26 protein-coding genes are annotated in these 23055 nt (G+C 71.1%); 10 read left to right on the top strand and 16 right to left on the bottom strand.

The window, feature by feature from the left end; translation table 11 throughout:
- Positions 1-2: 2 nt before the first annotated feature.
- From WMF22_RS08050 to WMF22_RS08020, 7 genes are all read right to left on the bottom strand, one after another.
- Positions 3-947, bottom strand: a complete 945-nt coding sequence (locus WMF22_RS08050) for an SAM-dependent methyltransferase (protein ID WP_437298523.1) — start codon at positions 945-947, stop codon at positions 3-5.
- Positions 944-1270, bottom strand: coding sequence for an acyl carrier protein (locus WMF22_RS08045; RefSeq protein ID WP_049876196.1), 327 nt, complete (start codon positions 1268-1270; stop codon positions 944-946). The genes WMF22_RS08050 and WMF22_RS08045 overlap by 4 nt, the downstream gene beginning before the upstream one ends.
- A gap of 271 nt (positions 1271-1541) precedes the next feature.
- Positions 1542-2561 (bottom strand): hypothetical protein, encoded by a 1020-nt coding sequence (locus WMF22_RS08040; protein WP_438035375.1) that lies wholly within the window; start codon positions 2559-2561, stop codon positions 1542-1544.
- Positions 2562-2714: 153 nt separating this feature from the next.
- Complete coding sequence (locus WMF22_RS08035; RefSeq protein WP_437298521.1) at positions 2715-3779, bottom strand: polysaccharide deacetylase family protein; 1065 nt, start codon at positions 3777-3779, stop codon at positions 2715-2717.
- On the bottom strand, positions 3772-4620 hold the full coding sequence (locus WMF22_RS08030) for a methyltransferase domain-containing protein (protein ID WP_437298520.1): 849 nt from the start codon (positions 4618-4620) through the stop codon (positions 3772-3774). Before WMF22_RS08030 ends, WMF22_RS08035 begins: the two co-directional genes overlap by 8 nt.
- 11 nt (positions 4621-4631) lie before the next feature.
- Complete coding sequence (locus tag WMF22_RS08025) at positions 4632-5396, bottom strand: class I SAM-dependent methyltransferase (protein WP_437298519.1); 765 nt, start codon at positions 5394-5396, stop codon at positions 4632-4634.
- A 316-nt stretch (positions 5397-5712) separates the two neighbouring features.
- Entirely contained in the window at positions 5713-6702 is a 990-nt protein-coding gene (locus WMF22_RS08020; protein WP_437298518.1) for a transaldolase, read from the bottom strand.
- 114 nt (positions 6703-6816) lie between these two features.
- Here WMF22_RS08020 and WMF22_RS08015 point away from each other — a divergent pair, with 114 nt between their 5' ends.
- Together WMF22_RS08015 and blaOXA are read left to right on the top strand one after the other, a co-directional pair.
- Entirely contained in the window at positions 6817-8745 is a 1929-nt protein-coding gene (locus WMF22_RS08015; RefSeq protein WP_437298517.1) for a MutS family DNA mismatch repair protein, read from the top strand.
- A gap of 74 nt (positions 8746-8819) precedes the next feature.
- On the top strand, positions 8820-9770 hold the full coding sequence (gene blaOXA, locus WMF22_RS08010; RefSeq protein ID WP_437298516.1) for a class D beta-lactamase: 951 nt from the start codon (positions 8820-8822) through the stop codon (positions 9768-9770).
- A 15-nt stretch (positions 9771-9785) separates the two neighbouring features.
- Here blaOXA and WMF22_RS08005 read toward each other — a convergent pair whose 3' ends face one another.
- Positions 9786-10691 (bottom strand): alpha/beta fold hydrolase, encoded by a 906-nt coding sequence (locus WMF22_RS08005; RefSeq protein WP_437298515.1) that lies wholly within the window; start codon positions 10689-10691, stop codon positions 9786-9788.
- A 189-nt stretch (positions 10692-10880) separates the two neighbouring features.
- Between WMF22_RS08005 and WMF22_RS08000 the strand changes: the two genes are divergently transcribed.
- Positions 10881-11372, top strand: coding sequence for an LEA type 2 family protein (locus WMF22_RS08000; RefSeq protein WP_437298514.1), 492 nt, complete (start codon positions 10881-10883; stop codon positions 11370-11372).
- Here WMF22_RS08000 and WMF22_RS07995 read toward each other — a convergent pair.
- Together WMF22_RS07995 and WMF22_RS07990 are read right to left on the bottom strand one after the other, a co-directional pair.
- Positions 11320-11676 (bottom strand): nucleotidyl transferase AbiEii/AbiGii toxin family protein, encoded by a 357-nt coding sequence (locus WMF22_RS07995; RefSeq protein WP_437298513.1) that lies wholly within the window; start codon positions 11674-11676, stop codon positions 11320-11322. The genes WMF22_RS08000 and WMF22_RS07995 overlap by 53 nt on opposite strands.
- The gene (locus tag WMF22_RS07990) at positions 11669-11866 is read right to left on the bottom strand and encodes a hypothetical protein (protein WP_044964272.1); all 198 of its coding nucleotides are present in this window, start codon (positions 11864-11866) and stop codon (positions 11669-11671) included. Before WMF22_RS07990 ends, WMF22_RS07995 begins: the two co-directional genes overlap by 8 nt.
- A 269-nt stretch (positions 11867-12135) precedes the next feature.
- Between WMF22_RS07990 and WMF22_RS07985 the strand changes: the two genes are divergently transcribed.
- The 6 genes from WMF22_RS07985 (at position 12136) to WMF22_RS07960 (ending at position 17026) form a co-directional block, all read left to right on the top strand.
- A complete protein-coding gene (locus WMF22_RS07985) occupies positions 12136-12426 on the top strand; it encodes a hypothetical protein (protein ID WP_437298512.1) in 291 nt (96 codons plus the stop codon).
- Positions 12427-12442: 16 nt separating this feature from the next.
- Positions 12443-13324 (top strand): galactose mutarotase, encoded by an 882-nt coding sequence (locus WMF22_RS07980; RefSeq protein WP_438035374.1) that lies wholly within the window; start codon positions 12443-12445, stop codon positions 13322-13324.
- A gap of 124 nt (positions 13325-13448) precedes the next feature.
- Complete coding sequence (locus WMF22_RS07975; protein ID WP_438035373.1) at positions 13449-14621, top strand: polysaccharide lyase; 1173 nt, start codon at positions 13449-13451, stop codon at positions 14619-14621.
- Between the two features lie 157 nt (positions 14622-14778).
- Positions 14779-15144 carry a DUF2089 domain-containing protein gene (locus tag WMF22_RS07970; protein WP_012234087.1) on the top strand — a complete coding sequence of 122 codons (366 nt, stop codon included), beginning with the start codon at positions 14779-14781 and terminating at the stop codon, positions 15142-15144.
- A complete protein-coding gene (locus WMF22_RS07965) occupies positions 15141-15794 on the top strand; it encodes a YIP1 family protein (RefSeq protein WP_437298509.1) in 654 nt (217 codons plus the stop codon). The genes WMF22_RS07970 and WMF22_RS07965 overlap by 4 nt, the downstream gene beginning before the upstream one ends.
- Positions 15795-15922: 128 nt before the next feature.
- Positions 15923-17026 (top strand): alpha/beta hydrolase, encoded by a 1104-nt coding sequence (locus WMF22_RS07960; RefSeq protein WP_437298508.1) that lies wholly within the window; start codon positions 15923-15925, stop codon positions 17024-17026.
- 81 nt (positions 17027-17107) lie between these two features.
- Here the strand turns inward: WMF22_RS07960 and WMF22_RS07955 are convergent, their stop codons facing one another.
- The 6 genes from WMF22_RS07955 to WMF22_RS07930 form a co-directional block, all read right to left on the bottom strand.
- Positions 17108-18052 (bottom strand): bestrophin family protein, encoded by a 945-nt coding sequence (locus WMF22_RS07955; protein WP_437298507.1) that lies wholly within the window; start codon positions 18050-18052, stop codon positions 17108-17110.
- Entirely contained in the window at positions 18049-18660 is a 612-nt protein-coding gene (locus WMF22_RS07950; RefSeq protein ID WP_437301543.1) for a carbonic anhydrase, read from the bottom strand. The genes WMF22_RS07955 and WMF22_RS07950 overlap by 4 nt, the downstream gene beginning before the upstream one ends.
- A 254-nt stretch (positions 18661-18914) precedes the next feature.
- Positions 18915-19688 (bottom strand): acyl-CoA desaturase, encoded by a 774-nt coding sequence (locus tag WMF22_RS07945; RefSeq protein WP_437298506.1) that lies wholly within the window; start codon positions 19686-19688, stop codon positions 18915-18917.
- A gap of 286 nt (positions 19689-19974) precedes the next feature.
- Positions 19975-20442: a hypothetical protein gene (locus tag WMF22_RS07940; RefSeq protein ID WP_437298505.1), complete on the bottom strand. Its 468-nt coding sequence runs from the start codon at positions 20440-20442 to the stop codon at positions 19975-19977.
- Between the two features lie 7 nt (positions 20443-20449).
- Positions 20450-21250, bottom strand: coding sequence for a hypothetical protein (locus tag WMF22_RS07935; protein ID WP_437298504.1), 801 nt, complete (start codon positions 21248-21250; stop codon positions 20450-20452).
- A 10-nt stretch (positions 21251-21260) separates the two neighbouring features.
- On the bottom strand, positions 21261-21980 hold the full coding sequence (locus WMF22_RS07930) for a hypothetical protein (protein WP_438035372.1): 720 nt from the start codon (positions 21978-21980) through the stop codon (positions 21261-21263).
- A 545-nt stretch (positions 21981-22525) separates the two neighbouring features.
- On the opposite strand from WMF22_RS07930, the gene WMF22_RS07925 reads away from it, so the two are divergent.
- The gene (locus WMF22_RS07925) at positions 22526-23053 is read left to right on the top strand and encodes a hypothetical protein (RefSeq protein WP_012234081.1); all 528 of its coding nucleotides are present in this window, start codon (positions 22526-22528) and stop codon (positions 23051-23053) included.
- Positions 23054-23055 lie beyond the last annotated feature (2 nt).

Here is a 23055-nt window from a genome sequence, read left to right as displayed (position 1 = left end):
GCTCACGGCGCGCGCCCCGGCTCGGGCGAGGGCGCGACGCCGAGGCGCTCGCGGCCGCCGCCCTTCGTCGCCACGATCATGTACTCGAGCGCGGTGCGGCGCGCGAAGGAGAGCCGGCCCACGGTCATGTACGTCTGGAGCAGCCGCGAGAAGCCGGGCGCGCGGGCGTCGATCCGGGCGCGGTTCGCGCGCACGTTGTCGATCCACCGGGCGACCGTGTGCACGTACGAGCTCGTGAGATCCTCGACGCGCCGGACATCGAGGCCGGCCTGCTCGATCATCCCGAGCTCCTCGGCCAGCGAGATCAGGCGGCAATAGCCGAGCGCCTCGACGAAGATGTACTGGGTCGCAGAGCTCTCCCGATCCCCGCGGGCGCGCGCCGGGAAATAACAGTCGGAGATGAGCAGCCTGCCGCCCGGGCGCAGCGCGGCGGCGATCTTCTGGTGGATCCGCTCGCGGTTGTGCATGTGCACGATGCTGCCGACGAACAGCACGGCGTCGAGCGACTCGGGCGCGAGGTCGATGTCCTCGATATGAGCGAGGTCGATGCGGACCCGCGAGGCGACGCCCGCCCGGTCGGCGCGGCGGAGCGCCTCCTGCCGCTGCTTGTCGCTCAGCGTGACGCCATGGAAGCTCCCGCCTGTGCGCTCGGCGAGATAGATGAGGTTCGAGCCCCAGCCGCACCCCACGTCGAGGACGCGCTCTCCGGGGTGGATGTCGAGCTCGCGGCGGACCCAGTCGTACTTCCGCTCTTGCGCCGTCTCGAGGCTCTCGCCAGGATCGAGGAAGATGCCCGTCGCGTAAGCCAGGCGGCTGTCGAGGACCATGGAGAATATCTCCGGGTCGTTCTGGTAATGAGCTGCGACCTCCCGCCGCTCGTGCTCCCGCTGCTCCTCGGGCGTCCGGACGGCGGCCTCGCGCTCGGCGCGCGTGCGCGGGGCGGTCAAGGCGCCCCTCCCCGGCCGCCCCGCGCCGCGATCTGCGCCTCGACGAAGGCGATGACGTCGCCGACCGTGCTGATCTGCGCCTGATCGGGCGCCGCGAAATCGGGCGCCACGATCTGGAATCGCTCCTCGAGCGCGACGTTGACCTCGATGAGCGCCAGTGAATCCACGCCGAGGCCGCTCTCGAGCGACAGGTCGGGAGTCACGGCATCGACGCTCATCCCACATCGCTCTGCAATGATGGTACGGACCTCTCTGGCGATCTCCGGATCTCCCCCGCCCGCCACCTGCGGCTGCTTCCGAAGCGCCGCCTCGCTCTTGTTCATCGCGCTCTCCAGTCCAGGGTTCGGCGCGCGACCATCAGCACGCCAGCGCGATAGATGCTCATGCCAGCGCCGGTCACGGCCGTAGCGCGGCGTACCATGATCACCAGTCGTCGTCCATGGCCGGACGAGCCCGCTCGGCCGCGAGGTCAGCGCGTCGCCGGCGCGCTCGCGAGCTGCGCGCCGGAACCTACGCGCAACAGACGCTCGACGGACGCGCGACACACGCGCGAGGCCCTGCCGCGGCGCCTCGCCGCGGCAGGGCGCGAGCGGCTCAATCGCCGAAATCGCCGTCGAACCCGCCGCCGTCATCGAACCCGCCGCCGTCGTCGACCCCGCCGCCGTCATCACCCCACGGATCGCCGTCATCCGCCCCGTCCCCCTCGTCGCCCGCCGAGAGGTCGTCGCCGCCGCGATCCGCGCCGCTCAAGAGGTCGGGATTCTCGGCGGCCTCCTGCGCTGTGCCGAGCATCGTGCCCGCGGGGCTCACGAAGAGGACGTGTGGAGGCGTGAGCATGTGCATGAACGAGGTGATGAGCATCACGTCCAGCATCATCCCGAGCGGGCTGGGTGGGTAATAGACGACGAACGGATCATAACCCGGGTGCGTGGGGCCCACGGGAGGCCGCTCGGCGCCCGCGCCGTCGCCCGCTGGAGAGTGCACGACGCGCGCGTCGGCGTGGTGATGGTCCACGCGCGCCTCCGGCATCGTGGCCTTGAGGGCCCCCTCGACCCGCCCGACGAAGGACTCGAACTGCAGCCGCGCCGCCTCGAACAGCGCCGGATCCTTCGCCAGGGGCTCGACGCGGCGGCGGTAGTCCTCCGCGGACTCGCCGGCTCGCGGCTCGAGGTCCCGCAGGCGCCCGCCGATGGAGACGAGCCCCGACGGCTCGTCGTCGGCGTGCTCGGTGCGCGCCCGCGTCTCGATGACCAGGTGCAGCCCCGCTTCCTCGTGCTCGGCGGCGAACCTGAGCTCGCTGAACCCGCGCCCGAACACGGCGGAATGCTCGGACAGCGCGAGCACGAGGTCGGGAAGATCGTCCGGCTTCCCGTCGGTGTCCTGGAAGATGACGGTGTCGTCGATCACGAGCGAGAGGGCGTTCGTGACCCCGAGCTGGACGAGCGCCCGCCGCACCTGATCGACCACGGCGGTGGCCTCGAGCTCGACGCGCACGCGATCGGTGTCGAGATCCACCGTGGCGCCGAAGCTGCGCTTCAGCTTCTCCCAGACGGTGGGGTTGCGCTGGATGATGCTGCCCTTGAGAGAAACGTGGATCTGTCCGATGAGCCGCATACGCGCTACTTAGCACCGCGGCGGCGCGCCATCGTCGACGACGCTCGCGACCGCGGAACGCAGCCGGGGCGCGGGCGCCGGGTGAGCGGCGATCAGCCTCGCGCCTCGCGCCGTACGGCGGCGCAGGAGCCCGGCCGCCCCTGGCCGACGGGGCTAGCCGAACGTGAGCCGCTGCGCCACGCGCTTGTACGCCTGCTCGACGACGCGGCGGGCGTGGTGGATCGCGTTGGAGTGGGGGAACTGCAGCGAGGGCGGCGCGCCCTCGTCGACGCCGCGCTCCCCGTGCGTGGAAGGCGCCGCGTCCGAGAGCCGGCGCGCGAGGGCGCCCACGGTGTCGACCTCGAAATCCCTCGAGTTCTCGTCGAGGAAGCGGCAGAGCCCGCGGAGCCGCTCGACGTTGAGCCGGTTCGGGAAGCCGCGGCGCGCCTCCGCCGAGTCGAGGAAATAGAACTCGAACGAGTGGGTCACCAGCGTGACCTCCTTCACCCCGAGGGCGCGGTAGCGGAGGAGACAGTGCTTGATCTCGTCGAGGGTCACCGCCGTGATCTGAAGGTGCCTGAAGCGCCTCGTGGGCTCGATGAAGTTCGTGACCGGCAGCTCGTACACCCCCGGCTCGGGCGTCTCGAAGAGGCCGAGCCGCGCGCCCGGATACTGCATCTTGCAGTTCTTGCTGAAGTAGCAGGGGTTGTAGTTGCTGCTCAGCACGAGCCCCGCCCGCTTCATCGCCCGCCAGGTGTCGTTGCTCGCGCCGAAATTGCCGGCGCGGTAGCCGAGCAGCTCGCCCGCCGGGACGCCCGCGCGCACGAGCAGGTCGCGCCCCTCGAGGAGGAGCCGCGTCTGCTCCTCGACCGGGTAGTCGGCGATGTCGTCGGAGACGCGGGGCTCGCCCCGGGTGTGCCAGTCCGCGCGCCGCTGCACGGGGTGCACGTGCAGCTGCACGTCGTGGCCGCGGCTGTGGAGCGCCTGGCACACGCTCGTCAGCCCGTCCATCCCGAAGCTGTACGAGCCGATGGCCTCGACGAAGAACGTCCCGCGCTGGCCGTACGCCTCGAGCTCGCGCATGATGAGCTCGATGCCGAGGGGCTCGCGCTGGTTGACGAAGCGACCCCAGATCCGGAGGTCGTAGCCCATCGCGGGAGACTTGGTATCGCCCAGGATGCGCTCCTCGGCGCACTCGACGTCCACGGTGATGTAGACCCGCGTCCTCCCGTCAGCCATCGCCAGCTCCTCCCTCACCGCGCTTCTGAAGAACCATCGTGATCGTCGGGGACACGAAGCCCACGTGCATCCCGAGCGGGCCGAGCAGCCGGTTCGCCGCCGAGAAGGCCATGAGCCGCGGCCCGGACAGCCCCATCTTGGCCTTCAGGTCGACGATCAGCCGGCCCCGATCCTGCTGCGAGATGTCGACATAGTCGCCGAACCCGCGCCGGAGCTCCCAGGGGAATACGCTGTAGATCGACCTGCCCGGGAACAGCGGGCGCAGCGCCCGAGGCACGTAGTTCATCAGGATACGGCGGCTGTGGCACTCGACCGGCCAGAGGCGGTTGCTCGTGCCCAGGATGACGATGAACCCCCACGGCGCGAGCACCCGATCGATCTCGCGCTGGACGGCCGGCAGGCGCTCGGGCGGGACGTACTCGAGCACGCTGTTGCAGGAGACGAGCTCGAACTCCCGGTCGGCGAACGGCATCGCGGTCGTGTCGGGGACGTGATGAACGCGGATCCGGTCCGACATCCCGTGGCGCTCGGCGTTCAGCTGCGCCAGCTCGACGTACATGGGGTCGACGTCGAGCGCGGTCACCTCGGCGCCCAGGGCCGCGAGCACGACCGAGGTTCCGCCGAAGTGGCAGCCGAACTCGAGCACCTTCTTGCCGCGGACCGACGTGAAGAGGTCGTCGTAGGCGTGGCGGCTGCGGCGCCACTCCCACGTGGCATACCCCCCGACCCACGGATCGTCGGGATCCCAGCCGTGGCGCCGCGCGCTCTCGCGGAAGCGGTGATCGGCGTCTGCGTCGCGGACGACCGGCGGGGTGGCGGCGTTCTGGCTCGGCTCGCTCATCGGGGAATGGATCAAGCGTCGGCTGTCCCTGCGGGCAGCAGGGGCGCACGGTAAATGGCGAACAGGAAGGGCGAGAACCAGGGGTTCGTCTCGCCGGGGACCACCCGGCGCGCAATCGCCTTGAGGGGCGGGACGACCTTCCAGACGACACGCCGCGCCAGGAGCGGCGCCTCGTCGTCCAGCCAGAAATCGAAATGGCCGCCCGTGTAGCGGGCCTGGACGATCTCGGCGCCGTTGCGGCGGGCGGCGGCCTCCAGGAACGGCAGGTTCATGATGCGGGTGTTGTGGCCTCTCAGGTTCTTGCGATCGAGCAGCCAGTGGAGCGCCTTCTGCCCGCCGGCGAAGTTCGGCATGCCCACGACCACGGTGCCGCCCGGCTTCACCAGCTCGAAGTGCCGATCCATCACCGCCCCGGCGTCATCGAAGTGCTCGATGAACCCGAAGGAAGCAACGATATCGAACTTCTGCTGGGGCTTCCAGCTGAAGAAGTCTCCCTTCTCGATCTTGCCGACCTTGATGCCGCGCTTCCGGATCTCCTGCTCGACGACCTCCGGGTCGCAGGCGTAATCCAGGCCGTACGCCGTGAACCCCAGGCGCCCACAGAAGTCGACAAGGATACGGCCGGGTGCGCAGCCGATCTCGAAGAACGACAGCCCCTCCCCGCGCGGCAGGAACGGAGCGACGTCGTCGTAGATCTCGCAGCCGCCCCCCAGATCGTCGGTGCCGACGTAGCCCTTCCAGTGGTTCTCCCAGTACTCCTGTGACGTGAGCTTCACCGTCGCCTCCTCGATGCCATCGCGAAAAGGGCGGCTCCACGGGGAGCCTCCCGGAGAACCGCAGTCGACCACGCGCGGCGCGGGCGATCGAATGCTGCCGAGATTCGTCCAGTTTGACGAATCCTAGAGGACGGGGAGGCTCACATGCAAGCCGGCCCTCCGCCTTCTTCCCGCGCCTCCACTCCTCAACGCAGGCGCACGCAGGCGCGGCGCGCGGGGTAGACGCGGCGCGCGGCGCGCGTGGTAGACGCGGCGCGCGGCGCCCGGGCCCGCTCCCCGGAGCTCCGCCGCGCCCGCGCGTCGCGCGTCGCCGGCGCTAGGAGGCGGCCCCCTGCTGGAGGCGCTCGCGGAGCAGGACCTCGAGCGAGGCGAGCGCCTTCGCGAAGCCGTCGATGCCCTCGCTCAGCTTGTCGCTGGCCATCCGGTCGGCGGCGTGCATCGCGCGGAACGCCGCCTCATCCATCGGGACCTTCGCGATCTGCAGGGCGCGCGCCGCGTCGGGGTCGAGCTTCCTCGGCAGGTCGCCGCGGGCGGAGGCGAGCTCCGAGAGCAGCTTCGGCGAGATCGTCAGGAGGTCGCAGCCGGCGAGCTCCTTGATCTCGTCGATGTTGCGGAAGCTCGCGCCCATCACCTCGGTCTTGTAGCCGTGCTTCTTGTAGTAGTTGTAGATCTTCGTGACCGAGACGACGCCGGGGTCCTCGGCCGGCGCGTAGCTCGTGCGGCCGGTGTCCTTCAGGTACCAGTCGAGGATGCGCCCGACGAACGGCGAGATGAGCGTCACGCCTGCCTCGGCGCACGCGATCGCCTGGTGCAGCCCGAAGAGCAGCGTGAGGTTGCAGTGGATGCCCTCCTTCTCGAGGACCTCCGCCGCGCGGATGCCCTCCCACGTCGAGGCGATCTTGATGAGGACGCGCTTGCGCGAGACGCCGGCCTCCTCGTAGAGGCGCACGATGCTCCGGCCCTTCTCGATGGTCGCCTGGGTGTCGAAGGAGAGGCGCGCGTCGACCTCGGTCGAGACGCGGCCGGGGATGATCTTCAGGATGCGCAGGCCGAAGTCGACGGCGAGCCGCTCGAACGCGAGGCCCACGACGTCGTCCGGCCCCTTGCCCCGGCCCGCCTCCTTCTGGCCCCAGGCGAGCGCGCCGCTCACGATGTCGGCGTACTCGGGCATCTGGGCCGCCGCCGTGATGAGCGACGGGTTCGTCGTCGCGTCCTGGGGGCGGAATTTCTCGATCGAGTTGATGTCGCCGGTGTCCGCGACGACGACGGTGTACGCCTTGAGGCGCTCCAGCAGGTTCTGGTCCATGGGCGGCATTGTACGAGCAGCCAGCCAGGACGCTTCAAAGCTTTCGTGGCCTTCGTGTGAGGACCACCCCTCCGGCTGGATGCACGGCCGGCGGTGGCCTATGGAGAGGGCCCCGTGGAGCCGCCCCCCAACGCCGTCGCGCAGCACGTCCTGTCCGCCTACGAGGATCGCCTCTCGGTCCTGCGCGCCGAGGCCGGCGCGCTCGAGCGCCGCTCGAAGACGTTCTCGCTGCTGCGCGGCGTCTCGTTCCTGGCGGCGGTCGTGGCCGGGGGGTACGCGCTCTTCGGCGACGTGCCGCGGTGGGTCGCGTACGCCGCCGGGGCGGTGACCGCGGTGTTCCTCGGGCTGCTCGTCGCGCACGCGCGCCTCGTCACCCGGATGACGGAGCTCGAGCAGCGCATCGGCCTCTACGTGCGCGGCAAGCGGCGGGTCGCCGGCGATTTCGCCGATTTCCCGGAGCGCGGCGACCGGTTCGCCGCGCCGGACCACGATTACACGGGCGATCTCGACGTGTTCGGGCAGGCGTCGCTGTTCCAGCTGCTCAACGTGGCGCAGACGGGCGAGGGCGAGGCCACGCTCGCGGCCTTCCTCGCGGAGCCCGCCCCGGCGCCCGCCGTGGCGGCGCGGCAGGAGGCGGTGCGCGAGCTCGCCGGCCTCGGGGCGTTCCGGGAGGATCTCGCGGTGGTGGGCATGCAGGCGGGGGCGCGCGGGCGCGAGGCCGGCCCGCTCATCGCGTGGGCCGAGGCGCCCCCGGCGCTGCTCGGCCCGGAGGCCCGCGCCGGCGGCCTGCCGGTGAGCGCGCTCCTGACCGCGGCGAAGGTGCTCGTGCCGCTGACGCTGGCGCTGCTCGCGGCGCCGCGGTTCATCCCGGCGGAGCAGCTCGGGCTGCTCCGCCACGCCTACCTCCTGCCGCTGGCCGCCCAGATCCTCGTGCTGGTCCTGCTGCGGCCCGCGGTCGAGCCGATCGTCGCCGCGGCCTCGTCGCGCGAGGCGCCGTTCGCCCGGTACCGGCCGATCCTCGCCCGCGTCGAGGAGCAGGCGTTCTCGTCGGCGCTGCTCCGCGAGCTCAAGGCCGAGCTCGCGGGGCCCTCGGGCGTGCTCGCCTCGCGGGAGATGACGGCGCTCGAGAGCCGGGTCGGCTACTCGGACCTGCGCCACAGCGGGCTCGTCCACATCGCCGCCAACCTCTTCCTGCTCTGGGACGTGTGGTGCGCGCTCGCGCTGGAGCGGTGGAAGCTGCGCGCGGGCCGGCACGTGAAGGCGTGGATGCGGACGCTCGGGCACATGGAGGCGCTCGCGAGCCTCGCGACGTTCGCGCACGAGAACCCCGACTACGCGTACCCCGACGTGAAGGACGGCGAGCCGCGCTTCACGGCGGCGGGGCTCGGCCACCCGCTCCTCCCGCGCGACCGGCGGGTGACGAACGACGTCTCGCTGGAGGGCGCGGGCGCCGCGCTGCTCGTGACGGGGTCCAACATGTCGGGCAAGAGCACGCTGCTGCGCGCCGTCGGGGTGAACGCCGCCCTCGCCCTCGCGGGCGCGCCGGTCTGCGCGTCGTCGCTGTCGCTCTCGCCGGTCCGCGTGCGGACGAGCATGCGGATCAAGGACTCGCTCGAGCACGGCGTCTCGCACTTCTACGCCGAGCTGACCCGCCTGAAGCGCGTCGTCGACGGCGCGAACGGCGGCGAGCGGGTGCTGTTCCTGCTCGACGAGATCCTCCACGGCACGAACGCGCGGGAGCGCCAGATCGGGGCGCGGGCGGTCGTGCGGCACCTCGTCGCGCGGGGGGCCATCGGCGCTGTGTCGTCCCACGACATGGGGCTCTCCGTGCTCGAGCAGGAGACCGCAGGGCGGGTGCGCAACATGCACTTCGAGGAGCTCGTGGTCGAGGACAGGATGACCTTCGACTACAAGCTGAAGCCCGGCGTGGTGACGAGCGCGAACGCGCTGCGGCTCATGAAGATCGTCGGGATCGACGTCGACTTCGCGGAGGGCGAGCGGACGGCGATGGCAGCGACGACCGCGGCGGCGGCGCGGGAATGAGCGGCGGCGACGGCGGTGACGATCGCGGCGATGGCTCGGGAATGCGCGCGGCCCCCGGCCGCGTTGAGGGCGCCATGCTTTCTCCGCTCCCCGGATGCCTCTCGCGCCGCGCCCTGGCCTCGGCGCGTCCGTTGCTCTCCTGCACGCTCCTCGCGATCGTCACGACGGCGAGCGCCTGCGCCACGGCGCCGCCGCCGCCGTCCGCTCCCCCGGCGGCGAGCGGCGGGGCGGCCCCGCCCGGCGCGAGCGCGCCGGCCGCGAGCGCGCCGGCCGCGGCGCGGACCGAGATCGACGAGGGCGGGGCGGCGCTCCTCCGCGCGGAGGGCGTGGACGGCGCGTTCGTCCTGTTCGACGCCGCGCAGGGCGTCACCCGCGTCGTGAACCCCGACCGCGCGGCGGCGCGGTACGTGCCCGCCTCGACCTTCAAGATCCCGAACACGATCATCGGCCTGGAGACAGGGGTCATCCCGGACGAGCGCTTCACGCTGCGGTGGGACGGGGTGCAGCGCCGCGTGCCCGACTGGAACCGCGATCACGATCTCGCGTCGGCGATGAAGCACTCGGTCGTCTGGTTCTACCAGGAGGTCGCGCGCCGGATCGGGCCCGAGCGCATGCAGGCGCACCTCGACGCGCTCGGCTACGGCAACCGCGACATCTCGGGGGGCATCGACCAGTTCTGGCTGACCGGGGGGCTCCGCATCTCCCCGCACGAGCAGATCGATTTCCTGCGGCGGCTCCACGCCGGCGCGCTGCCCTGCTCCGCGCGGAGCATGGACATCGTGAAGCGGATCCTGGTGCTGGAGCAGACGCCGGCCTACACGCTGCGCGGCAAGACGGGGATGGAGATGGACGAGCGATCGAGCACCGGCTGGCTGGTCGGCTACGTCGAGCGCGGGGCAGACACCTACTTCTTCGCGACCGTGCTCCTCGGCGCAGGCAGCGACGGCGAGCGCATCATCCCGCTGCGCCGCAGCCTGACCCGCGCCCTGCTCAAGCGGCACGGCGCGCTCCCCGAGGACGCCTGACGCCGGCGCCGCCCCCTACGCCGCCGGCGCCGCGCTCGAGGGCGACGGCGCCGCGCCCGGTGACGCCGTCGAGCGCGCCGCCCACGCGAACGCGGCGATCCGCTCGGCGAAGCGGCGCGGGTCGTCGACCTGCGGGCAGTGCCCGATGCCCTCGGGCTCCTCGATCTCCGCGTGCGGAGGGAGGTGCCGCCGGTAGTACTCGAGGTTGGCGCTCGGCATCAGGCGGTCCGAGCGGCCCCAGATCAGCAGGATCGGCATCGAGAGCGCGCCCAGCTGCTCGGGCGTGAACGCGTGATCGCACCGGGCCGAGCGCCTGAAGGAGAGGATGGTCTCGCGCGAGAACGTCCGCACGACGTCGCCGGCGATGAGCGGGGTGAACCACGGGACGCGGTGGTAGAGGCGCGCGAAGAACGCGTGGGCGTCGGCCCGCGACCGCAGGTTGAACACGCCGAGCAGCTCGGCGAGCTCGGCCTGCTCCATGCAGGCGCCGGCCGGCGACGCGAGCACCAGCGCGCGCACGCGGCCCGGCGAGCTCAGCGCGTAGCTCACCGCGACCGCGCCGCCGAGGGAGTTGCCGACGACGATCGCCGGCTCGTCGAGCTCGCGGTCGAGCAGCTCGTGCATGGCGGCGGCGAGGCACTCCGGCGTGAACGCCGACGCCGGCGCCGCGCTCCACCCGTGCCCCGGCGACTCCGCGGCGATGACGCGGCGGGCGCGCCCCCGGAGTCGCTGCAGCACCGGCGCGTACGGGAGCGCCGAGGAGCCGATGCCGTGGAGCAGGACCACCGTCGGGAGCGGGCCCGTGCCCGGAGCATCGTAGAGGTGCAGCCGGCAGACCGACGTGTCGACCCAGCGGCTCTGCACCCCGGACCTGTTCAGCGCCTTCTTGGCGAGGCGTTCGGCGAGCGGGAGGATGCCCATGCGCCGGGCATAGCAGATCGAAAGGGTTCCCGCGGGGGCGGAAGCGCTGGCGCGCGCGGGGGCGGAGGCGCTGGCGCGCGCAGGGGCTGTCGAGCGATCCGGCGGGCCGCGGACCGGGCCGCGGACGAGGCCCGGTGGCGCGCCCGATTTCCGTTGAGCTCCATGGAGATCCGCGCCACATCTCCCGCCGTGCGATCGCCTCTCCTCGCCGCCGCCGTCACCCTCGTCGCGTGCTCGCGCCCCGAGCCGCCGACGCTCAAGCCCGAGCTCGCGACGGTGACCGCCGTCACCGTCCAGGGCATCGATCTGCGGCTCCAGATCCAGGCGTACAACCCGAACAGCATCGATCTCTCGACGCGCTCGATGAAGGCGAGCGTGCTGCTCGACGGCAAGTACGACGTCGGCACGGTCACCGCGCTCACGCCGCTCGAGCTGCCCGCGAAGAAGTGGACCCGGATCGAGGCGCCGATCTCGGTGAAGTGGCAGGACCTCACGAGCATCGCCGCGCTGGCGGCGCAGAGCCGCGGTATCCCGTACCAGGTGAGCGGCACCGTCGCGATCGGCGGAGAGACGCTCAACGTGGATGTGCCGTTCCGCCTCGCGGGGACGATCACGCACGAGCAGCTCATCACGGCGATCGGCAACTCGCTCCCGGGCCTGCCCCTCCCCGGCCTGCGCTGAGGAGGGCTGTCGCGACCGACGAACAAGCGAGCCGCCTCGGCCGCTCGGGCGTGTCATCGTTCCCGTTCGACCCTCGCCTCGACGACGGCCCTCGCCTCGGGCGTCCGTAGACGCGCTGCCGCAGCTGTCTGTACCCCTCGCGGGAGGCACAGAGGAAATCGACGTCACGCGAGATGCGGAATTCGTCGCAGCGGAGCGATATCGCCGTCCCGCCCGCAAACCAGCACTCGGACTGCCTTAGCAAGGCTGCATCCAGCGACGTGAGCAGGTCGAGGATCCGCCGGTGCTCGTCGCGCTCAGCCATTGAATACGCCTCGGCCGTACCGCGCAACGAGATAGTCGAAGAAGCGCCGCTCGCGCTCGCTCATCGAGGCGCGATCGACCCATTGCCGGTTCGCCTCGTACAGCGCGAGGGCCTCCTCCTCCGTGATTGCGTGATCCTCCCTGTTCCAGAGGAGCAACCGGAGCTGCTCCAGCTCCTCGCCGACGATCATGGCCCAAGGATAGCGGAAGCCGCGGTCGCTGCACTGCTGACAGGGGGCACGCTCGCTGCGCTGCACCGCCGGCGCCCGCGGCGCAGCGCTGGGTGGCGCGCCGTCCTGCCGAGGGTCCAGCGCGCCCTGCTGGTTCCAGCGTTGTCTCGAGCCCACAAAGCTTGCAGAATCGCGGCGGAGGAGACGTCCGTGCCCACCCGCGAGCCCGCCTGTCACGCGCCCCCGCGCTCGTCGATGCGCTCGTCTCCGCCGCCGGAGGGCGCAGCCCCATGTCCGGCGGCCTGATCTTCCACGACGGCGGCGGCGGGGCCGTCGCGCGCTGCACGCGCTGCGGCGCCGAGGCGGCGGGGCCGTGCGCGCGCTGCGGCGCGCCCGTGTGCGGCGACTGCTGCGTGCTCACGGAGGGCGGCGCGCGCGTCTGGGCGATCTGCCTCGCGTGCGAGGATCGCGGCGGCCGCTCCCTCCGCCGCGGCTGGGCGGCGGTCCTCGGGTGGATCGCGCTGCCCATCGCGGCGCTCGCGCTGATCGTCGGGCTGCTCGCGTGGCTGCAAAGCAACTGAAGAGACCGGAGGAGTCATGTTCAGCGTGAAGGAAGTCGAAGGCGCGATTCCCACCATCGAGCTCGCCGACAGCGACGCCGCGAGCCGCGCGGTGCTGGCCCCGGCCCGCGGCGGCATCCTGACCGAGCTGACCGTCGGCGGCCGCGCGCTGCTCTACCTCGATCGCGGCACGCTCGACGATCGCACCGCCAACGTGCGCGGCGGCAACCCGGTGCTCTTCCCCTCGCCCGGCAAGCTCGCCGGCGACGCCTGGTCCGCCGCCGGCGCGGCGGGCCAGATGCGCCAGCACGGCTTCGCCCGCACCCTGCCGTGGTCGCTCGACGACCGTGGCACCCTCGAGTCGGGCGGCGCGTACGCGCGCCTCGTCCTCCGGTCGAGCGAGGCGACGCGCGCGCAGTACCCCTGGGATTTCCGCGCCGAGCTCACCTACACGCTGCGCGGCAGGGCGCTCCGCGTCGATCTGCGCATCACCAACGAGACAGGCGACGGCGCGCCGCCGATGCCGTTCGGCGCCGGGTTTCACCCCTACTTCGCCGTCCCCCAGGCGGACAAGGCCCGCGCCTCGATCGAGACGCGGGCGACGCGCGCGTTCGACAACACGACGAAGCGGGAAGCGCCGTTCTCCGGCTTCGACCTGACCCGGCCCGAGGTCGACCTCCACCTGCTCGACCACGGCTCCACCGAGAGCGCGCTCTCGATCGAGGGCGCCGCGGGGGTGCGCATCGCCGTCCGCGGCTCGCCCGAGTTCACCCACTGGGTCGTGTGGACCTTGCAGGGCAAGGACTTCGTCTGCCTCGAGCCCTGGACCTGCCCCGGCGACGCCCTCAACACCGGAGAGCGCCTCATCTACCTCCGGTCGCGCGAGACTCGGGCGCTCTGGATCGAGCTCTCCGCCTGAAGCGCTGACGGCCGCGCGCGACGCGCTGGAGGACGCGCTGGAGAGCCCGACGAGCCGCGCCGCGTCGGCGGCGGCGCGCGGCTTCCCGGTTGACTGCCGGCCGGAAAACGCGTCGAATCCCGCCATGATTTCTACCGATCTCCTTACCGCACATCGATCCCTGCTCGCCCCCTCCCGGGCGCTCCTCGCGCGGCGACCTCGCCGCTCGCTCTCCACCCTGGCCGCGGCCGCGCTGGCGACGACGCTCACCGCGGGCGCCTCCGCGGCGCCGGTCTGGACCGGAGACTTCGAGACGGGCAATCTGAACCAGTGGAACACGACCCTGAACGGCGAGCACATCTCCGTGGTGACGTCGCCTGTCCTCCAGGGCACGAGGGCCGGGAAGGTCCAGCTCACCAACGACGCGAGGTGGTCGAACGGCATCAAGCGCGTCGAGCTGAACCACAAGCCGGCCGCCGGGCGCACGGCCGAGGGCGCCCAGACCTACTTCGCCTGGAGCTTCTACCTCCCCGAGGCGCTCGCGGCCGACCCGCCGACGCAGATCGGATACTGGGAGTCCGAGAATAGCTATAGCCAGATGATGTCGTTCGAGGTCGTCGGACAGCGCATCAGCTTCGCCACCCGCAAGCCCGACAACAAGGTGCACTGGGAGGCGGCCGGCGCGGTGACGCCCGGCGTGTGGCACCGCATCGCGCTGCACATCCGGTGGTCGACGAACCCGAACCAGGGCTCCGTCGACGTGTGGTTCGACGGCGAGCAGGTCGTCACCGGCGGGAAGGCGCAGACGCTCGCCGACAACAACGCGCACTTCACGCAGATCGGCCTGCTGCGCAACCCGTCCGAGTTCACGGACAGCCCCGTCATCGTCTTGGATGACGCCGTGGAGGGGGACACCCTCGAGGACGTCCGCCCCGCGCTGCCCTCCTCCGGGGAAGGCGGCGCCGGCGGCGCGGGCGGCTCCGGCGCCGCAGGCGGCGCGGGCGGTGAAGGCGGCGCGGGCGGCTCCGGCGGGAGCGGGAGCACCGGGACCGCGGGCGGCGGCGCCACGGGCGGCAGCGACGGCGCGGGCGGCGACGTGGCGCCCGGCCCCAGCGCTTCGAGCTCCTCCTCCGCCGCTTCCGGCGCCGGCTCCACCGGCGCGGGGACCGGCGGCACGGACGAGGTGGAGATGGCCGAGGGGGATGACGGCTGCAGCTGCCGCGCCGCCGGCTCGCCCGCGGCCCCTGCGCCCATGGCCCTCGCCGGCCTCGGCCTCATCGCGGCGCTCGCGTCCGCGCGGCGTCGCCAGCGGCGCTGAGCCGTCGCGAGCGGCACGCGCCGCAGCGCCCCGGGCGGGCCGAAGCCGCGCCGAACGCATGACGAGGGCGGCTCTTAAACAAAATTGATTTTCGGATCAATTTTCATCACCTCGACATTGACAATATTGACCTCGGTGAGGATAATCCACTCATCCCGTGGCAAGATTTGTCGTCCGATGCCCTAGCTGTGATGGGGAGCTGCGCGCGACGCGGCTCGGCTGCCAGAGCTGCGGAACCAACCTGGACGGTCAGTTCGAGATCCCCGCGCTGCTCCAGCTGTCGCCGGACGATCTCGCCTTCGTGACCGCGTTCGTGCGCTCTTCAGGCAGCCTGAAGGCGATGGCTCAGGTCCTTCAGATCAGCTATCCGACGGTGCGAAATCGCCTCGACGAGATCATTGGCCGGCTCGACGCGCTGGAGCAGGGCATCGCGCGGCGCCGGCACGAGATCCTGGATGCGCTCGAGAAGGGGAGGCTCTCCGCGAAGGAGGCCGAGGAGGCTCTGCGCAAGGTGGGATTATGATGATGACCACGCCCGACGAGAGAGTTCGCGCGCTCGTGCGCGACAACGTCATCAAGCCCGCGGAAGGCGAGCGGCTGCTCGCCACGATGTCGCCGCGGCCTCCCGTGCGCGGATGGCGGCTCGCGCTGAATCCATTCGAGCGCTTCGGCGGGGGGCTCGCCGCCGCGGCGGGGCTCGCCGTCGCCGCGCTGAGCGTCGCCGTCACGAGGCTCGGCGTTCGCTTCGACGGCTTCCTCGACCTGCACGCGGCACCTGCCGTCATCCCGTACCGGACGGCGCTCCTCGAGCAGGTCGTCGCGTGGCCTTTGCCCGCCCTGCTCTTCTGGACGTATGCGCGGCTCCTGCGGCGCCGCGTGCGGCTCGTCGACTTTCTCGGGGTGATCGGGCTGTCGCGCGCGCCGCTCGCGCTCGCCGCCGTCGCGCTCGGCCTGCTCGCCCCGCGGCTGCCGGCGAGCGCGCCCGCGTTCACCCCTGAGCTGGCCGTCATCGCCGTCCTCGGGACGGTGTGTCTCGTGTGGTCCTTGACGCTCCTCGTCGGGGGCTTCAGGAACGCCTCTGGCCTGCGGGGCGCGCCTCTGATCGCGGGGCTCATCGGCCTCGTGCTCCTGTCGGAGATCCTCTCGAAGGTCGCGCTCGCGCACCTCGGCTGAGTCATCGATCCTCCCCGGCGCGCCGCCCCGCTCGCGCGGCGCGCTCTCTGGTGCTCGCGCGACCGCGAGGGCGCACCGGTGCGCCCCGGGCGGCGCTGCACCTCTCTCTCATCCTCGGAGGGCTCGTCATGTCATTGCGATCGGTTCTCGTGGTCCCGGCGCGCCGCGCCGCGCTCGCCGTCTCGTGCGCCGCCGCGCTCGCGTCGTCGCCCCTCTGCGCGGGCTGCGGCGCCGGAGAGCGCGCGTCGTCCGCCGGCGGGAGCGGCGCGCTCCCTGACGACACGGACGTGCCTGGCACGGAGACGCCGACAACGCCGGACGCGCCGGGGTGTCCGGCGGCGTCCAGCGCCAGGACCACGGTCGACAACGCACGAGGCACGCTGGTTGGCACGCTGGTGGTGCCGGCCGGGTGCGGGCCGTTCCCTGCAGTCGTGATCATCCCCGGCTCGGGGCCGACCGACCGGGACGGCAATCAGGTCGCCGCGGGCATCGAGCCGGACACGTACAGGCTCCTCGCGGAAGGGCTCCGGGACAGGGGTATCGCGTCGATTCGCTACGACAAGGCCGGCATCGGCGCGAGCGTCTCCGCGGCCCCCCGGACGGAGCAGGAGCTGCTCTTCGAGATGGGCGCCGACGACGCCGGCCTGTGGGTGAAGAAGCTCCGGGAGGACGGGCGCTTCGCGACGATCACGGTGGTGGGGCACAGCGAGGGCTCGCTGCTCGGTATGCTGGTCGCCCGGGAGACCGAGATCGACGGGTTCGTCTCGATCGCCGGCGCGGGCCGGCCCATCGGCGATGTCCTGCGCGATCAGCTCGAAGTGCTCCCGGACGCGGATCGCGAGAGGGCAAACGCGATCCTCGACCAGCTCGAGGCCGGGGAGCCCGTCACGGACATCCCGCAAAGTCAGGTGTTCATGAGCCTGTTTCGGCCGAGCGTGCAGCCGTTCGTCATCTCCTGGATGAAGCACGACCCCGCGGTGGAGCTCGCGGCCGTGACGGCGCCGATCCTCCTCCTGCAAGGGACGACCGATCTCCAGACCAAGGTCGAGGACGCGGAGCGGCTCGCCGGCGCGCGGCCGGACGCGACGCTCGTCATCGTCGAGGGGATGAGCCACACGCTCAAGGAGGCGACGCTGTCGAACGCGTCGCAGGCCGACGCGTACACCGATCCGAGCCTGCCTGTCGTACCGCGCGTGTTCGAGGCGATCGAGGCGCTGATCCGGGAGGAGTGACGCGGATCCGGAGGACGAAAGCACCAGCTCGTTCACCTCGTCGAGGGCAGAAGGCCTCAAAGGATCGTGGGCGCGCCGGCATCAACGGACGAGCTCGTGCGGCGGAGTGTCGCTCTGCCCACGCGTCGGAGCGCTGCCGGGCGGTAGCGGCACCTCAACGGTGGCCGCCAGCACGTTGCGCTCGATCGTACCGCAGATCTCGTCGAGGGGCAGATGGCTCAGGCTCGTGATCGCGAATGGGATCTGAAGCTCAGCGCCGATCTGCTCGACCGCCAGGATGGGATACGTGATGAAGAGCGCGGCGATGGGCGTGAACCAGCCGATCGATGACACGAGGGCCAGCGGCAGGGCCAGCAGGTAGACGGCGATGAAGCTGCGGGTCGTGAACGAGTAAATGCTCGGGATCGGCGTCGCGAGGATCCGCTCGCACCCACCGGCGTGCTCGAGCAGCCTGACCCGCTCGCGATCGAGCTGCAGGAACGCGAAGGGGTCCATGTGGTGCTGGTCACGAGCATCGCGCAGCAGCACTGCAAGGCGGGCGCTTGCGTAGCTGGGCATGTGCTCCGCCCCCGCGACCGCGGCGGCGTCGGGCGCGCCGACCAGCATCACGACCTCAGGCAGCGCCCGCTCGGCGCGCAGGCTGCGACGCGTGACATGCGCGAAGACGGCCACCCACCGGGTGATCGCCTGCCGCCACGCAGCGTCGGTCGGCCCGTAGGCGAAGGCGGATACGGTCAGGTTGCGCGCCTGGTTCACGATGCTGCCCCAGAGCGCGCGGGCCTCCCACCATCGCGCGTAGCCTGCGTTGGTGCGGAAGACGAGCAGCAGGCCGAGTACCACGGTCGACGCTTCGATCGGTTCCGGCCGAAGGGCGACGGAAGGTGCCCGCTGGTGCACCAGCACGGAGGCGACGGCCGCCAGCGCGAAGACGAGCATCCGCGGCAGGAGCCGCGCTGCGACGGCGCCCTGCAGCGCGAACGCCTCGTGCCAGAAGTCCGAGCCGGGCAGGACGCGCCGGGCGCTCATGTCGGGACGTCGTCGAAGAAATCCACGGCGCCCGTCGCGAGCGAGTACTCGGCGCCGATGACGACGGCGTCGCCGCGCGCGACCATCTCGACCAGCCGCCCGCTCTGGCTGAGCTCCCGAACCGAGGCGCGCACGTTGGCGCGCGTGGCCGCGGCGAGGATCGCCGCGCGGTCGAGGCCGGGCTGCCTTGCCTCCTCGACCGCCGGCCTGATCCGCGCGAGGATCTCGTGGACAGCCCCGGAGGGCGAGGCGCCGCGCTCCGTCATCCAGTCCAGCGTCGCGGCGAGCGCGCCGCAGTGCGTGTGCCCCATGACGATCACCAGCGCCGTGCCGAACGCAGCGATCGCATACTCGACGCTGCCGACCAGCGTCGGGGCGACGACGTTACCGGCAACGCGCACCACGAACAGGTCCCCGAGCCCCTGATCGAACACGAGCTCGGCCGGGACGCGCGCGTCCGAGCACGACAGGACGATCGCGATCGGCGCCTGGGCTGCGACCAGCGCGTTGCGCGCGGCCTGGCTGAGCATGGTGTCGACGCTCCGCACGTTCTGGGCGAAGCGGCGGTTACCGTCTCGCAGCCTGCGCAGTGCTTCGCCGGCTGGCATCGGCTGACTGCGTGAGAGGCTCGACGGCACGTGAGGACGATCTGAGGGCGTCATGGGGACTGCCTCTAGCATGTCGCAATGGTTGTGCGTGATCGCCTGGTGAAGGTTCGAGGTCCACGCCCGAGCTCATCGTCGAGAAATCCATGAAGCGGGCGCCGGTTTTGCGGATATGCCCGCTGATGCGAGGCTTTCCCGGGAGCTTCTCAGGTATCGCCCGAGGGACGCCGAGAAGGCGCTGCTCCGGAGCGGGCTGCCTATCCGTCGGCCCGCGTGGCGTCGGGCTCCAGGCGGGCGACCTGACGCTTGTCGGGCATCTGGAGGATGCCCATCCAGGCGAACACGCGGATGACCTGATAGGCCGGGTCGATCTCAAACCACCGCACCGCGAAGTTGGGGCTCATCGAGTACTTGTGGTGGTTGTTCTGGAAGAGCTCGCCGAGCGTCACGAGATCGAGCGCCAGCGTGTTGCGCGAGCCGTCGTCGTTGTTGAAGTTGCGGTAGCCGTAGCGGTGGCCGCACCAGTTCACGATCGCCCCGTGCAGCGGGCCCAGGGTCCAGTGCAGCGGGACGAACAGGAACTGCCACCAGTGCGAGGCGAAGACGATGTAGATGACGGCGTAGCCCGCGCCCCACGAGATGCGGCTGAACCACGAGTTGCCGATGCGGTCGAGCGTGCGCCACTCGGGGTAGCCGCCGCGGAAGCGCGGCTCCACGTCGGCGGCGCCGTCGCAGATGGCGTCGTAGAGCTTCTTGGTTCGCCACATCATCGAAGCGGGCTCGGCAAAGTACCGCGGCGAGTGCGGGTCCTTCGGCGTGTCGCTGTACGCGTGGTGCATGCGGTGCAAGATCGCGTAGGCCCAGGGGACGAGGTACGAGGAGCCCTGCGTCAGGTACGTGAGGAGATGGAAGACTCGCTCGGAGCGCTTCGACATCGTGAACATCCGATGCGAGGCGTACCGGTGCAGGAAGAAGGTCTGGAAGAAGACCGCGAACGTGGAGTGCGCGATGAGGAAGATTGCTAGCTCCATGCGCGGTTTGTACACCGGAACCGGACTGACGGTAGGTTAGCGCACTGTCATAATGCAGACGTCCGGATACCATCCGTATTTCGTCCTGCACGTCTCGGATGTGCGTAGTTCCGTCCGTGACGACGATTCGCGACCGTCGAGACCGTTCGGACAGCAGCGGCGACGGGCGATGAGCCTGGCCATTGTCCTTGACGCTGGCACGCTGCGGTCAGGCTCGGCGTGCAGAGGGATCGAGCGTCGGTTGTAGACGCTAACGACAGGGGCGCGCCGGACGCCGTCGGTCGCTCTAAGGGACCGGCGCCGCTGCGGCGAGGATCGCCTTGACCTCCCGCAGCATCTCGGTCGTCTCGGCGCGCTGCGCCCCCTCGGCGAAATACGCCGAAAGCTTCTCCGAGCCCGCCCGGATCGCGTCGCTCTCCTCGCGCACCACGACGCGGAAGATCGGCCGCTCGGCGGTGCCCGCGAGGTCGACGCTGCCGTCGGCGGGCAGCGCGTCGCTCCGGTAGATCGCGAGCCGCTCGTCCCGGAACAGCTCTCGAAGACCCGAGATCTGCTCGGCGGTGAGCTCTCCGCGGAGCGCCGTCGTCCCCTGGTGCCCCTCGAACGTGCCGCTCAGCTCGATCCAGACGACGGTCTCCTCGCCTGCGCCGCGGTTCACCTCGAGCTGCGCCCAGGGCGCCGGCGGGATGTCCGAGCCAGGGTGCCCGGCGCACCCCGCGAGGCACAGCGCGCCCCACAGGAGGCCGCCGAGCAAAAGCCGCCTAACACGTGATGATCTTGCTGCCATTGCTCGTGATGTTGAAGCAGGGATTGACGTCGAACATCGTGTTCAGGATCCGGTTCGCCTCGTCCCTCGCGAAGGCCTTCATCGTCGACGAGCTGTGCTGGGCGTCGGCCTCGAAAGCGTACCACCACAGCCACAGGACCTGGTAGCCGGCCGCGCCCCGCCCGCTGGGCGACCCGATCCCGGAGCACCCATCCAGGTACTTCTCGTCGCACGACTCGCTCTTCGCAGGGCACTTGTTGCTGCCGTCGTTGCCGCTGTGGCCGCACCAGTCCGCGTGGCGCGCCTCGTGGATCAGCGTCCCGGCGCGCTCCACGACGTTCTCGTTGTAAAAGAACGGGATGTAGAGCTCCGTGTAGTCGTCGAACCCGCCCCAGGTCGTGTACGCCCGCTTCGACCCGTCCCCGCACCGCGCGTCGAGCTCGTCGAACTCACGGATCGTGTAGTTGCCGCCCCAGCGCAGGATGTTGCCGTTGAAGTCGTTCGTCTTGAGCGCCTCGTTCGGCGACGCATAGTTGAGCAGCTGGATCGCCTGGAACGTGCGCGCCAGCGGCCGCCTCCGGTCGCACGCGGCCTCCCAGCCGAAGCCGTCGTCCCAGTCCCCCTTGTCGAAGTCGTACGCATCCCAGTAGAAGTCGATCCACGGCTGCGTGCACCAGAAGCTCGTCATCACCCCGGGATCGGTCCCCCGCACGGTGTCGCAGGTGTCGGCGCGGGCCTCGGAGGCGACGCCGAGGAGCAAACAAGACGCAAGAATGGCGCTGATCGTGCTTTTCATGATCGATCCCTCAACGAGTGATGACAGGCGTGTCGGTCCGAGGAGCCACCTTGAATACCTGCGATCCGGGCTTCTCCGGCTGCGCCGGTCGACCGTTGTTCGGGTTGTAATCCTTGACGTCGGCGACGTCCTCCGCGAGCGCCTTGCGCGCGTCGATCAGCTGGATCCCACCGACGTCGATCCCGAGGGCGTAGAGGCTCGCCGCCGCCGGGTTGCGCAGGAGATCGCCCGCGGAGAAGATGGCCTTCAGCTCCTCCGCGGCGCCGAGCGCCTCGAGCCCGGCGATCGCGCGCAGGCGAACGCGGTATTCATCCGCGAAGAGCTGCTCGTCGGCCTCGGGGTCGGGGAGCTTCGTCGTGGCGATCTCGTTCAGCGGCTTGATGCCGTCGCGCGAGCCGAGCAGGCCAAGGAGGTGAGCCGCCCGCCAGCGCATCTCGCCAGGCCTCGCCGATTCGGCCTTGTCCGGCGGGAACGACACCGACCACGCCTTGTAGACCTCGGCGACCACGGGGACGACCGCCGGGCCGATGGCCACGAGCTCCCGGAGCGCCCGCGTGAACTCCTCCTCGTTCCCGAACTCGCCCATCAGCGAGAGCTGCCTGTTCACCATCGCCAGGATGCACTCCTTGCTGCACTCGACGGCCTGCGACTCGACCGCCGTTTCCTCCGGCGCGTCCTTCTCGGCGGGCACGGCGCAGCCCGCGGCCGCGCCGATGAGAATGAAGATCATCGTTGTTTTGATGGAGACCGACGACATGGTTCACCTCGGGTTCGGTTCGTGTCGGGGCGCTCTCGCCCCCAGGGCGGCGCGCGCGGCCGCGGCGCCTCCGCGCCGGCAGGCCCGCGCGCTCGTCTCACGCGAGCGCGATATCGATGCTGGGCAGGCGCTCTTCCCATCCCTCGACGTCATGGTGGGAATCGCCTGACCGACCGTGCGACCGACGGAACAACGGATCGACGTAATTGCAATCGTCAGGCCATGCGCTGGAGGCACGGCTGGGCGGCCCTGCGCGGCGCCGCCGGAGGCCGCGCGCTGGGCGGAATACCCCCGAGTTCGCGGCGCTTGGTTGTGGAGCGAGCGCCGGCTTCGCGTGATCCCGGGTGCCTGCTGGAATGGCCTGGGCCCGCTCGTAGGTCATGCCCTGGAGGCCGCGGCCTCCAGGTGTGGAGGCTGGCCCCTCCAGCGCGGCGCGCCAGGGCCCTTCATGGCCGGCTTTGGCGCGGCCCCGCCATTTCGGTCCTCCCGCCGGCGAGGCGTGCTAGAAGGCGACGACCATGAGCAGGCTCTCCGAACGTGCGTTTGCCGAGATGGTCGAGGCGGGGTGTCCCGCGTGCGGGGGACAGAAGCTCAACCTGCGCTCGTATGTCGACGGGCTCGTGCCGCTCATGGAGGGCGAGCCCGTCGGGCCGGTCAAGTGGGTCTACAAGGGCGAGATGTTCGTCGACGGGCTGTACGAGATCACGTGCGGCGCGTGCCAGCACCTCGTGTTCACGGACGACCGCTGCCCGCGGTGCCACGCCGAAGGCGGCCTCGCGCGCGGGCTCACGACGACCAACGCGTACGCGGTGCCGGAGCGGTGCTCGCGGTGCGAGCACATCGAGGTGCGTTATATCGCGTTCGTGCCAATGCGCGTGAAATACGAGGGAAAGCGCGCGGACAGGGCGCAGACGAGCGTCGAGCTGCACGACCCGGGCTTCCACGGCTATCGCGTCGATTGCAAGGACTGCGGCAAGATCGCCGAGCGCGCGGACGCGTGCCCGATCTGCGAGAGCCCGGCGCCGATCCGGGCGCGCTTCAGCTGATC

The sequence above is a fragment of the Sorangium sp. So ce204 genome (assembly GCF_051526795.1).
Classification (GTDB): Bacteria; Myxococcota_A; Polyangia; order Polyangiales; family Polyangiaceae; genus Sorangium; species Sorangium cellulosum_B.
The sequence above is the reverse complement of the archived record's forward strand: the minus strand, read 5'-3'. Positions and strand labels throughout refer to the sequence as shown.